Origin of the sequence: Candidatus Ulvibacter alkanivorans (assembly GCF_003333325.1) — a bacterium.
Taxonomy (GTDB): Bacteria; Bacteroidota; Bacteroidia; order Flavobacteriales; family Flavobacteriaceae; genus Ulvibacter_A; species Ulvibacter_A alkanivorans.
The window spans coordinates 16810-28151 of record NZ_QOLC01000004.1 but is presented as its reverse complement, the minus strand read 5'-3'; the positions used below and the strand labels follow the sequence as shown (position 1 = coordinate 28151).

General features: G+C 40.9%; 14 protein-coding genes. 11 read left to right on the top strand and 3 right to left on the bottom strand.

The window, feature by feature from the left end; translation table 11 throughout:
• Positions 1-35 precede the first annotated feature (35 nt).
• From DWA30_RS00470 to DWA30_RS00455, 4 genes are read left to right on the top strand one after another with little or no spacing between them, the layout of a single operon-like run.
• On the top strand, positions 36-542 hold the full coding sequence (locus DWA30_RS00470) for a GFO_1088 family ECF-type sigma factor (protein ID WP_114490584.1): 507 nt from the start codon (positions 36-38) through the stop codon (positions 540-542).
• A complete protein-coding gene (locus tag DWA30_RS00465; protein WP_114490583.1) occupies positions 529-963 on the top strand; it encodes a PG0215 family putative anti-sigma factor in 435 nt (144 codons plus the stop codon). Before DWA30_RS00470 ends, DWA30_RS00465 begins: the two co-directional genes overlap by 14 nt.
• Positions 964-981: 18 nt before the next feature.
• Positions 982-1518 (top strand): GFO_1090 family protein, encoded by a 537-nt coding sequence (locus DWA30_RS00460; RefSeq protein ID WP_114490582.1) that lies wholly within the window; start codon positions 982-984, stop codon positions 1516-1518.
• A gap of 2 nt (positions 1519-1520) precedes the next feature.
• Complete coding sequence (locus DWA30_RS00455) at positions 1521-2084, top strand: GFO_1091 family lipoprotein (RefSeq protein WP_114490581.1); 564 nt, start codon at positions 1521-1523, stop codon at positions 2082-2084.
• Between the two features lie 66 nt (positions 2085-2150).
• Here DWA30_RS00455 and purB read toward each other — a convergent pair whose 3' ends face one another.
• From purB to DWA30_RS00440, 3 genes are all read right to left on the bottom strand, one after another.
• On the bottom strand, positions 2151-3494 hold the full coding sequence (purB, locus tag DWA30_RS00450; RefSeq protein ID WP_114490580.1) for an adenylosuccinate lyase: 1344 nt from the start codon (positions 3492-3494) through the stop codon (positions 2151-2153).
• Between the two features lie 66 nt (positions 3495-3560).
• Positions 3561-4124, bottom strand: coding sequence for a HEAT-like fold family protein (locus DWA30_RS00445; RefSeq protein ID WP_114490579.1), 564 nt, complete (start codon positions 4122-4124; stop codon positions 3561-3563).
• The gene (locus tag DWA30_RS00440) at positions 4124-4801 is read right to left on the bottom strand and encodes an SIR2 family NAD-dependent protein deacylase (RefSeq protein WP_114490578.1); all 678 of its coding nucleotides are present in this window, start codon (positions 4799-4801) and stop codon (positions 4124-4126) included. Before DWA30_RS00440 ends, DWA30_RS00445 begins: the two co-directional genes overlap by 1 nt.
• Before the next feature lie 72 nt (positions 4802-4873).
• Here DWA30_RS00440 and DWA30_RS00435 point away from each other — a divergent pair, with 72 nt between their 5' ends.
• The 7 genes from DWA30_RS00435 (at position 4874) to DWA30_RS00405 (ending at position 11342) form a co-directional block, all read left to right on the top strand.
• Positions 4874-5533: a TrmH family RNA methyltransferase gene (locus tag DWA30_RS00435; protein ID WP_114490577.1), complete on the top strand. Its 660-nt coding sequence runs from the start codon at positions 4874-4876 to the stop codon at positions 5531-5533.
• A gap of 34 nt (positions 5534-5567) precedes the next feature.
• Positions 5568-6101, top strand: a complete 534-nt coding sequence (locus DWA30_RS00430; RefSeq protein WP_245933829.1) for an SRPBCC family protein — start codon at positions 5568-5570, stop codon at positions 6099-6101.
• Positions 6102-6120: 19 nt separating this feature from the next.
• Positions 6121-6495 carry a VOC family protein gene (locus DWA30_RS00425; RefSeq protein WP_168421704.1) on the top strand — a complete coding sequence of 125 codons (375 nt, stop codon included), beginning with the start codon at positions 6121-6123 and terminating at the stop codon, positions 6493-6495.
• Between the two features lie 7 nt (positions 6496-6502).
• A complete protein-coding gene (locus tag DWA30_RS00420; RefSeq protein ID WP_114490576.1) occupies positions 6503-7075 on the top strand; it encodes a non-canonical purine NTP diphosphatase in 573 nt (190 codons plus the stop codon).
• Between the two features lie 202 nt (positions 7076-7277).
• Entirely contained in the window at positions 7278-9062 is a 1785-nt protein-coding gene (locus DWA30_RS00415; protein WP_114490575.1) for a DEAD/DEAH box helicase, read from the top strand.
• Positions 9063-9136: 74 nt separating this feature from the next.
• Entirely contained in the window at positions 9137-9916 is a 780-nt protein-coding gene (locus DWA30_RS00410) for a carboxypeptidase-like regulatory domain-containing protein (RefSeq protein WP_114490585.1), read from the top strand.
• 61 nt (positions 9917-9977) lie between these two features.
• Complete coding sequence (locus tag DWA30_RS00405) at positions 9978-11342, top strand: aldehyde dehydrogenase (RefSeq protein WP_114490574.1); 1365 nt, start codon at positions 9978-9980, stop codon at positions 11340-11342.

Below are 11342 nucleotides of genomic sequence, written 5' to 3'. Positions count from 1 at the left end.
AACGGGATAATATCCATGTTCTCTAACCAACAAAAATGAAACGAGAGGAATTTATAGCAACCGTGTTGCCGTTTAAGGATAAGTTGTACCGACTTGCCCGCAGGATCCTCGTGTCTTCGGATGAAGCGGAAGACGCCGTGCAAGAAGTGTACTTGAAATTGTGGAAAGGAAAGCAAAAAATAGGAAGTTATAAAAATCCGGAAGCCTTTGCAATGACCATGACCAAGAACTATTGTCTGGATCGATTAAAGTCGAAACAAGCTTCAAACTTGAAAATTGTTCATAGCAATTATGAACATAGCGAAAGTTTAGAGAAAAAAATAGAAACGAACGACGGAGTTTCACTGGTCTTTGAGATCATGGAAAGTCTGCCGGAACAACAAAAGATCATTTTGCAATTACGAGATGTAGAGCAGTTTGAATACGAAGAGATTGCAGAGATGCTCGAAAGCAATGAAACGGCGGTACGTGTGGCGCTTTCAAGAGCTAGAAAAAAAGTAAGAGAACAGTTAATAAAGAAATATAATTATGGAATCAACTAAGATAGAAGCCTTATTGGAACTGTATTTTGAAGGGAACTCCTCCCTTGACCACGAAGCCGAAATTCGCGCCTACTTTTTAAGTAATAAGGTGGCTCCGCATTTACAACCCTATAAACCAATGTTTCTTGGGTTTGAAAAAGCAGCTAACGAAGTAGCGTCGAAAGAAATTGCACTTCCATCAACCAGGTCAAGGATTAAACCATGGTGGTATAGTGTGGCTGCAATGTTGGTGGTCGCCATTGGTGTCGCAGGCTTTATGTTCTCTCAACCCAGTTTAACCCAAGAAGAAAAAGAAGCTATTGCAGCTTTCGAGCAATCTAGAGAAGCCATGATGTTGCTTTCAAAAAGTTTTAATGAAGGCGCCGAAGAACTGGCATTCATCGATCAATTTTCAGAATCTAAAAACAAAATTTTAAAATAACCCTTAACACAAATAACTATGAAAAAAATAGCAATTATAATCGCCCTAGTGTTGGCACCTCTAATGGTTACCAGCCAGAATGCCTTCGACTCTTTTGAAGGTGAGAAAGACGTTACCTCGGTAGTCGTAACCAAGAATATGTTCAAATTATTGAGCAAGATCGACTTAGAATCTGATGATCCTGAAGTTCGAGAGTACATGGAGTTGGTGAACAACCTAGATAATATTAAAGTGTATACGACCGATAATTCTATCGTTGCCGAACGAATGAATAAGGCCGTTGCAAGTTATGTGTCAAATTCGACCGGATTGGCAGAGTTGATGCGCGTAAAAGATGACGGAAAGAATATTAAATTCTATTCAAAGGAAGGAAAGAACGAGAATTTTGTAAGCGAACTGTTAATGCACCTCGACGGTGAAGTTGATGGTAAAAGTATGACCGTTATCATGAGCATTACCGGAAATATCGATTTGAAGAAGATTTCTAAACTTACACAAGATCTCAATGTGCCGGGTAGCCAAGAATTGAAGAACATAGAGAACAAAAAACAATAAGCATGGGACTTTTAAAATATTTACCCGGATTAGGCCTTGTACTGCTAACATTGATTAGCTGTAACAGTGAGCCTTCATTGCAACGATACTTAGTAGACAAGCAGGATGACGATAATTTCTTAAAGGTAGACCTCGCCACTAGTTTGCTTGAGACCGAAGGGAACAACCTTTCCGAAGAACAAAAAGATATTCTAGGAACCGTGAAGAAGATAAATGTGGTGGCTTACCCTTTAAAAACCGGGAAGCAGGCCGACTACGAAACGGAAAAGCAAAGCGTAAAAACAATTATAGCTTCCGAAGAATATAAGACCTTGTCTACCATGACCCGTGATAATATGAACATCACCTTAAAGTATATGGGCGAAGAAACCGCGATCGATGAGGTGATCGTTTTTGCGAGTGACGATGAAAAAGGATTCGCCGTCTTTAGGTTGCTAAGCGACGACATGCGTCCCGATCAAATGTTGAAATTGGTTAATTCGTTGGAAAGTGGAGACCTTGACCTTAATAAACTAAGCGGTATTGGTAAAATGTTTGGCGATACCATGGATATCGAAATTGAGTAGATTTATTTATAACACATAAAAAAGGCTTCGATATCGAAGCCTTTTTTCATTTTGTATGTTACGATCTTATATTCCGGTGTAATTGGAAGGCGTAATTACCCGCATCTCTTCTTTTACTGCTTCGGAAACTTCTAAAGTGTCGATAAAAGTTGCGATCGATTGCTGATTAATAGTCTCATTAGTACGAGTGAGTCCTTTTAAGGCCTCATAAGGGTTAGCGTAACCTTCTCTTCTCAAGATGGTCTGTATCGCTTCGGCAACTACAGCCCAATTGTTTTCTAGATCTTCCTTGAATTTAGCTTCGTTCAATAACAACTTGTTCAATCCTTTTAGTGTCGATTGAAAAGCAATAAGTGTATGGCCAATTGGTACGCCAATATTCCGCAGTACGGTACTGTCGGTAAGGTCACGTTGCAATCTGCTAATTGGCAATTTTGCCGAAAGATGCTCAAATAACGCATTGGCAATTCCTAAGTTCCCTTCACTATTTTCAAAGTCTATCGGATTTACCTTATGTGGCATGGCCGATGAACCTACTTCTCCTTTTTTGATCTTCTGCTTAAAGTAATCCATAGAAACATAGGTCCAAATATCTCTGTCAAGATCGGTAATAATGGTATTAATACGTTTTAAACAATCGAACAAGGCAGCCATATGGTCGTAATGTTCAATTTGTGTGGTAGGGAAGGAATGGTGCAGTCCTAGGATTTCTTGTACGAAATGTGTTCCAAAACTCTTCCAGTCAACATTTGGATAAGCGACTTTATGAGCGTTGTAATTTCCGGTCGCACCGCCAAATTTTGCGGCACTCTTAATGTTGTTCAACAGATCTAATTGTTCGTCAAGTCGCTTCACATATACCTCGATCTCTTTGCCTAAACGTGTGGGGGATGCGGGCTGACCGTGTGTTCGTGCTAGCATAGACACTTCGCTCCACTCGGTTGCCAATGCCGATAATTTGTTCTTTACTTCAAAAAATTCAGGCAGGTACACATCGTTGATAGCTTCCTTTAAGGACAGTGGAATTGCTGTATTGTTAATGTCCTGAGAGGTAAGTCCGAAGTGAATAAACTCTTTGTATTGTTCAATTCCAAGTGAATCGAAAGCATCCTTAATAAAATACTCTACGGCTTTCACATCGTGATTGGTAACTTTTTCGGTATCCTTTACACGCATTGCATCTTGAGTCGAAAAATCGGTATAAAGATTGCGTAACTTCGGAAATAGGGAGGTGTCAAAATCTTTAAGCTGAGGCAATGGTAATTCGGCCAATGCTATAAAATATTCGATCTCTACTTGAACCCGGTAACGAATAAGGGCTTCTTCAGAAAAAAAAGGGATTAATGCCTTTGTCTTGCCTGCGTACCTTCCGTCTATGGGTGAAATTGCTCGTAATGCTTGCGATGCCATATCTTTATTTTTGAAGCTGCAAAGATACGGATTTGCACACAGTTTTCAATTGTACAATTTGGTGAATTAACGGTTTAATTTTTTTAGAATAAATCGCCCTCTGGCTCGATACGCCGGACTTCCACTATGAATGTTCTCATTAATGATGGCTTTAAGTTCGGGATGGATCCATCCAAATTCGGTCCCCAGATAATACAAGCATTGCATAGCATATACCTTACACGCCACTTTTTGATCGGTGATCAACCAGTCGAAGCAGCAACTAACCATGGTTTGTTTGTGTTCTTTAGTAAGTTGTTTTAGTATTTCCTCATCCTTTTCCTTGTAATAGTGAACGGCCATCATTTCACAAATTTTGGCTAATGGCCGCAACGCTTGATCTCGCGAAATCTTGGGAAGATTCTCAAAGAATTTGTCTAAGTATGGATATAACAAGTCGAGTTTTTCAGCACAAACAAATTCTAAGATCCAAGTTGCTTTGTAGGAAATATCAGCTTCAGTCTTATAACAATAGTTCAATAATTCTGAAAAGGTTTCAGGATGATCTAATACCCAATGCGCTACATCTAACCGCGTCTTACGGTAGGCCTTCGTGTACTGTAATTTCTCTAGTAATGTTTCCGAAGCCATTATTCTGAGGTTAAGAGATCGACCACTTTGGGTACACCACTGGTGGCGTTCTCTGCAAATACAGTCATTCGATTTGAAGCAGCGATAGACGGGTTAGGATCTACAAAGTACAAGCTAGCCTCATCGGGTGCGTATTGAATCAAGCCGGCAGCCGGATACACTTGCATAGACGTCCCAACCACCAATACTGCATCGGCATTCGATACTTCTTGGGTTGCTACTTCCATCATGGGAACCATTTCTCCAAACCACACGATATGAGGTCGCAGCTGGTGGTTGTGTTCACAAAAATCACCTAGATTGAGGTCATCGCGCCAATCTAACACTAAAGACTCATCGAAGGTACTGCGCACTTTTAGAAGTTCACCGTGCAAATGAATTACATGGCTGCTTCCTGCACGTTCATGAAGGTCATCCACATTTTGTGTAATGACCACCACTTCATGGTTCTTTTCTAGATCGGCAATAGCTATGTGTGCGTCGTTTGGGCTTACTTCAAGTAGCTGTCTTCGACGTTGGTTATAAAAATCAAGAACTAATTCGGGGTTTCGAGCAAAGCCTTCCGGAGAGGCGACCTGCATCACATCGTGACCTTCCCAAAGTCCGTTACTATCTCTAAATGTCTTCAACCCGCTTTCGGCGCTAACACCGGCTCCGGTTAATACTGCAATTTTCATTCTTACTATTTTTATATCTTCGCTAGTCTAAAACGGCCTAGATTCCAAGGCTCATAAAATTACCAATTTCTTGTGGATTTACAATTGTTAGCATATTTAGAATCATTTCTCACCGAGCGCAGACGCCATCTTTTCGAGAAGGTATTAGCGCAGCGTACCCGTCACTTCACAGTGGCTACCGAGGATGTATACCAATTGCACAACACCAGTGCAGTAATGCGTAGTTGTGAAGTATTCGGAATTCAGGACCTCCATGTGGTCGAAGAATTGACTAGTAAACGCATCGATAAGGAAATTGCTATGGGAGCACAAAAATGGGTGCAGCTGCATCGCTACGATTCGATCAAAGAGAGTATCAAGACCTTACGCAACCAAGGTTATCAAATTGTAGCCACGACACCGCATCACGATGTTACCCATTTACACGATTTCGATGTTTCTCCTAAAAGTGCTTTTTTCTTCGGAAAGGAAAGTGAAGGTTTGAGCGATTTCGTTCTAGAGGAAGCGGATGTATTTCTAAAAATACCCATGTATGGCTTTACTGAAAGCTTGAATATATCTGTGTCTGCCGCCATTATCTTACAGCATGTAGTGACCAAACTGAAGCAAACGCCGATATCTTGGGGGCTTACTGAAGCTGAGAAGAACGAAATCAAAATGACTTGGGCCAAGAATACCATTAAAAGCTCGAACGATATCATTGACCGTTATTATGCGACTAAAAAATTGTAACTTAGTACGTGTCTAACCAATTATACTCCCTATTATGATGATGCTTCTCTACGTATTTATAGTGCTAATTGTAGTCGTAGTGCTATTAATTCTCGCCGCTCCAAAAACATACGATGTGCGTCGATCGATTGTGATTAATAAACCTATAGACGAGGTTTTTAATTATCTCAAGTATGTGAAGAACCAAGATCATTGGTCTCCCTGGAAACGGAAAGACCCCAATATGAAACAGACCTTCACGGGCACTGACGGCACTGTTGGATTTGTCTCAAAATGGGATAGTGACCATAAACACGTAGGGGCGGGCGAACAGGAAATTATCCGTATTGAAGAAAATAAAGAAATGGAAACTCAAATCCGTTTCTTACGGCCTTTTAAAAGTGTTAGTAACGGACTGTTGATCGTAGAACCGATAGATAAAAACACCACGCAAGTCACTTGGGGTTTTTACGGCGTACACAAAGTACCAACCAATGCAATGATGCTATTTTTTAATATGGATAAAGCCGTAGGAAAAGATTTTGATGACGGACTTGCACAATTAAAGGTTGAACTAGAGAATAAATAATACTTAATAACAAAATAGGATGAAACAGAATATGGTAGTTTGGTTCGAGATCGCAGTATCGAACATGGAACGCGCAAAGAAATTTTATGAGACTGTTTTTGAGATCGAGATTCAGGTCGTGGATTTCAATGGTATAGTTATGGGGTGGTTCCCAAATGCCGGAGAAGCCATAGGCGCAACCGGGAGCTTAATACAGCAGGAAAGTTACATACCCAGTAAAGAAGGAACATTGGTCTATTTTGCTTCGGAAGACGTGCAAAACGAATTGGACCGCATAGAAGCTGCCGGAGGAAAAATCTACCAAGAAAAGACAATGATTTCCGAAGAGCATGGTTACATGGGTGTGTTCATCGATACAGAAGGCAATAGGGTAGCATTACATTCCACCAAATAGATGATTCATGAAACTTGTATTTGCTACGCATAATAAAAACAAATTCAAGGAGGTAAAATCGCTCATGCCTGCTCATATTGAACTTTTGAGCTTGACCGATATAGGCTGCTTTGAAGAAATCGCCGAAACCGCTAAAACCATCGAAGGGAATGCGGTGCTTAAAGCGAATTATATTAAAGAGCGCTACGATTTCGATTGTTTTGCAGATGACACAGGGCTGGAAGTAGAAGCCTTGAACAACGAACCGGGCGTGTACAGTGCCAGATACGCCGGACCCGATAATAATGCAGAAGCCAATATCGCGAAGTTATTAACGCGACTCGCCGGAAAATCTAATAGGAAAGCGCGATTTAAAACAGCCATTGCCCTTACCTATAAAACAGACGATGTCCTTTTCTTAGGGGTATGTGACGGAACAATTACTTCGGAAAAAAAAGGCGAGGAAGGTTTTGGATACGATCCAGTGTTTCAACCGGACGGCGCTTCAGAAACATTCGCAGAAATGAGTCAGTCACAAAAGAACGAGATCGGTCATAGAGGAAAAGCGATTCGTCAACTCATCGATTATCTTTCAGAATAAAATAAACTTCAAAAAAACAATGAGTTCCTGAATTTTTGTCGGGAATTTAAGCGTATCTTTGCCGCTTCAAAAACAAAGGCGTTTCAATCACGCTAATTATTTGACGAAAATCCTCAGGGTGAGGTAGTACTGTAGAAGTGATAAGGTTTTTATTTGTCGAGCTTACTTCAGAACAGTACAGATAAAACACTTATTATTTTATATGTCTACATTTAAATCGTTAGGCCTTGACGAGAATTTACTTCAGGCCGTTACCGATATGGGATTTGAATCCCCTTCGGAAGTACAAGAAAAAACAATTCCAATTCTATTAGATCGAGAAACCGATATGGTTTCCTTGGCACAAACTGGAACCGGGAAAACAGCCGCTTTCGGATTTCCAATGCTACAAAAGATCAATGTAGATAGCCGAACCACCCAAGGCCTAATATTGTCTCCAACGCGTGAACTGTGTTTACAGATCACCAATGAGATGAACAACTATGGGAAATACATGAAAGGTCTCAACATCACAGCTGTTTATGGTGGTGCGAGCATCACCGACCAGGCCCGTCAAATTAAAAGAGGATCACAGATCATCGTCGCGACCCCCGGAAGAATGAAGGATATGATAGGTCGAGGAATGATCGATATTTCAAAAATTGAATATTGTGTTCTAGATGAGGCCGATGAAATGTTGAACATGGGCTTTTACGAAGATATCTCTGAGATCTTATCCCACTCACCAAAAGACAAGAGCACTTGGCTTTTTAGTGCAACAATGCCTAAGGAAGTGGCGAGTATTGCTAAGAAGTTTATGCATACGCCGGTCGAGATTACCATAGGTTCTAAGAATGTTGGATCTGAAAATGTGTCGCATGAGTATTATTTGGTAAACGCTCGAGATCGCTATTTGGCACTAAAACGGTTGGCCGATGCCAATCCGGATATCTTTTCGGTAATATTTTGCCGTACGAAACGCGATACCCAAAAAGTAGCTGAACAATTAATAACCGACGGTTATAATGCTGCTGCCTTACATGGAGATCTTAGTCAGAATCAGCGCGATCTAGTGATGAAATCGTTTCGAACGCGCCAAATTCAAATGCTGGTAGCAACCGATGTTGCTGCTAGAGGGATCGATGTAGACGATATTACTCACGTGATCAACTATCAATTACCCGATGAGATCGAGACGTACACACACCGAAGTGGACGTACAGGTCGAGCAGGGAAGAGCGGTGTCTCTATGGTCATCGTTTCAAAAAGTGAACTTCGCAAGATCAAAGCGATAGAGAAGATCATTCAGAAAAAATTTGAACAAAAAGACATCCCATCCGGGATGGAAATTTGTGAAGTACAACTCTTCCATTTGGCTAACAGTATAAAGAATACAGAGATCAATCACGAGATCGATGCCTACCTGCCGAATATTAACGAGGTGCTTTCAGACTTCAGCAAGGAAGAACTCATTAAGAAAGTATTTTCGGTAGAATTTACACGTTTTTACAACTACTATAAAAAATCGAAAGATCTTAACACAGCCGCCGGTGATCCGTCACAAGGTGACTCAAAAGATTCGGTTCGCTATTTTATTAATATAGGTGGTAAAGACGATTTCAATTGGATGAGTCTTAAAGACTTTTTACGCGATCTGCTTCAACTAGGGCAAGACGATGTATACAAGGTCGATGTAAAAGATTCATTTTCTTTCTTTAATACCGATGCCAAGCACCAAGACCTTGTACTTAGTATTTTTAACGATTTTAAACTCGATGGTCGAACTATTTCGGTAGAAATATCCAAGGATAGCGGTGGTCGAAGTCGTAAAAAAGGACGACGTAGAGGCGGAGATGGTGATTTCAAAAAAGGCGGTGGTCGTGGAAAAGGCGGATTTAATAAAGGTGGACGTTCTAGTGATGATAAACCGAAATTTAAAGGAAAGAGCCGACGTCGCAGTGAAAAACCAAATGCGAAAGGCACCGGAGGCCGCAGAAGAAGAGGGTAATTATTTTCTTGTCCATCGATGAAACTTTGGCATGAAATTCTCGTCTATTTATGTACATTTACACCGTGCATGCTATGAAAAGAATCGGTTTACTATTAATTATTTTGATGTGCGTTACCGTTGGTACTGCTCAGGAATCGCTAGTGCAACCTCCATTAATTGAGGGGAAAGTGCTAAACGATGCCACCGATGAACCATTGGAAAATGTAAACATCGTAAACTTGAACAGTGTGGTAGGAGCTACCACCAATAGCGAGGGATACTTTTCGATTCGCGCGGCGGTAAATGACACCTTGTATTTCTCGTATTTGGGTTTTAAGTCCATTCGCGTTCGAGTGACCAACGATTGGACAAAATTTGGTGAGATCAAGATAAAGATGACCGAGCTAAGTATAGCCTTAGAAGAAGTGGTGGTGCGCCCTGTGCAACTCACCGGTTATGTTGAGGTTGATGCTAAGATCATTCCAATCTACGATAATTACCGATACCGAATTTCCGGTTTAAGCAGTGGCTATGAAGGAGGGAGTCGTCAGCCAGGAGCGGTCAATAAGGTACTAAGTGCGATCTTTAATCCTGCCGATTTCCTGTATAATGTCTTCGGAAAACGCCCCAAACAGATGCGTAAATTGCGTAAAATGAAACAGGATGATGAGATTCGAAATCTGTTGGCCAGTAAATATGATCGCGAAACACTTATGGCGGTACTTCAACTGGAAAAACCCGATATAGACGAGATATTGAACAAGTGTAATTACTCTGTCGATTTTATAAATACGGCAAGCGATCTTCAGATACTGGACGCCATAAGCGAATGCTACGAGGAGTATAAAGTTCTAAATCGTAAAAAGGAATAATTTGCCATTTTTTTAACAGCAAGGTGTTGTATTTGCATTATTTTTAGGGAAAACTGTTCTAATGCATGACCTAGTAGCGAAGCAGCGCACGTACTTTCAAACACAGCAGACCAAGGATATCGCCTTCCGAAGAAAACAGCTGGATACCTTAAAACAATTACTTAACGATAACGAAGAACTGCTTTACGAAGCAATTTACTCCGACTTCAAAAAATCGAAGTTCGATACGTATACATCTGAGCTATCGTTGTTGTATCAAGACATTGACGACGCTAAAAAGCATATTTACAAGTGGTCTAGAAAACAAAAGGTCAAGACCGATCTTATAAACTTTCCGGGAACAAGTTTTGTACAACCCGAACCACTGGGTGTTGCCTTGGTCATTGGAGCGTGGAACTATCCTTACCAATTGTCGCTCGCCCCTGTAATTGCGGCGATGGCAGCAGGAAACACTATTGTACTTAAACCTAGTGAGCTACCCGCTCGTACGTCGGCCGTTATGGCACAATTGATAAACAGCACTTTTTCTTCGGAATATTTCCATGTAGTAGAAGGAGGTGTGCCCGAAACAACCGAATTGCTAAACCAAAAATTTGATAAGATATTTTTCACGGGTAGTACCAAAGTGGGCAAGATCGTATATAAAGCCGCAGCAGAAAATTTAACACCGGTAACCTTAGAAATGGGCGGAAAAAGTCCGGCTTTTATCAGTGAAGATTGCAATGTAAAAATGTCGGTAAAACGATTAGTTTGGGCCAAATTCTTAAACGCAGGACAAACGTGTATTGCACCCGATTATGTGATGGTGGATAAAAAAGTGAAAGATCAATTCCTTACGTCGCTCGTAGATGAAATTAGTTCGCAACAATTTGCTTTTGAGAACGACAATTATGTACAGATCATCAATAACGACCATGTAGAGCGACTTCAAGGGCTTATGGAGGATGCGAACATTTATTATGGGGGGACCGTGAGCAAAACAGATCGATACATCGAACCTACTGTGCTTCGCGATGTAACCTTCGAGGATGCGGTCATGCAAGAAGAGATCTTTGGGCCAATATTACCTGTAATAGAGTATGACACCTTAGATGAAGCAATACATACGGTGGCACAATTACCCAAACCTTTGTCCTGCTATGTCTTTACAAATAAACGAAGTGAACGTGAAGCCGTTCTCAAGAAGTTGTCTTTTGGCGGTGGTGCAGTAAACGATGCGGTGATGCATATTACAAATTCCAGATTGCCATTTGGAGGTGTAGGCGATAGTGGAATTGGTGCGTATCATGGAGAAGCCGGCTTTAAAGCATTTAGTCACTACAAAGGAATTTTGAAAAAGCCAACTTGGTTCGAGTTGCCCATAAAATATTTTCCACACACAGCAGGTCGATTTAAACTTATTAAATGGATCTCTCGATTTCAGTAA

Excerpts from the sequence above, each read along its gene's own strand:
- DWA30_RS00410 (WP_114490585.1), top strand. The coding sequence starts at position 9,137 with ATGAAAAGAATCGGTTTACTATTAATTATTTTGATGTGCGTTACCGTT.
- DWA30_RS00440 (WP_114490578.1), bottom strand. The coding sequence starts at position 4,801 with ATGAAAATTGCAGTATTAACCGGAGCCGGTGTTAGCGCCGAAAGCGGG.
- DWA30_RS00430 (WP_245933829.1), top strand. The coding sequence starts at position 5,568 with ATGATGATGCTTCTCTACGTATTTATAGTGCTAATTGTAGTCGTAGTG.
- DWA30_RS00455 (WP_114490581.1), top strand. The coding sequence starts at position 1,521 with ATGGGACTTTTAAAATATTTACCCGGATTAGGCCTTGTACTGCTAACA.
- purB (WP_114490580.1), bottom strand. The coding sequence starts at position 3,494 with ATGGCATCGCAAGCATTACGAGCAATTTCACCCATAGACGGAAGGTAC.
- DWA30_RS00425 (WP_168421704.1), top strand. The coding sequence starts at position 6,121 with ATGAAACAGAATATGGTAGTTTGGTTCGAGATCGCAGTATCGAACATG.
- DWA30_RS00465 (WP_114490583.1), top strand. The coding sequence starts at position 529 with ATGGAATCAACTAAGATAGAAGCCTTATTGGAACTGTATTTTGAAGGG.
- DWA30_RS00420 (WP_114490576.1), top strand. The coding sequence starts at position 6,503 with ATGAAACTTGTATTTGCTACGCATAATAAAAACAAATTCAAGGAGGTA.
- DWA30_RS00445 (WP_114490579.1), bottom strand. The coding sequence starts at position 4,124 with ATGGCTTCGGAAACATTACTAGAGAAATTACAGTACACGAAGGCCTAC.
- DWA30_RS00460 (WP_114490582.1), top strand. The coding sequence starts at position 982 with ATGAAAAAAATAGCAATTATAATCGCCCTAGTGTTGGCACCTCTAATG.
- DWA30_RS00470 (WP_114490584.1), top strand. The coding sequence starts at position 36 with ATGAAACGAGAGGAATTTATAGCAACCGTGTTGCCGTTTAAGGATAAG.
- DWA30_RS00405 (WP_114490574.1), top strand. The coding sequence starts at position 9,978 with ATGCATGACCTAGTAGCGAAGCAGCGCACGTACTTTCAAACACAGCAG.
- DWA30_RS00415 (WP_114490575.1), top strand. The coding sequence starts at position 7,278 with ATGTCTACATTTAAATCGTTAGGCCTTGACGAGAATTTACTTCAGGCC.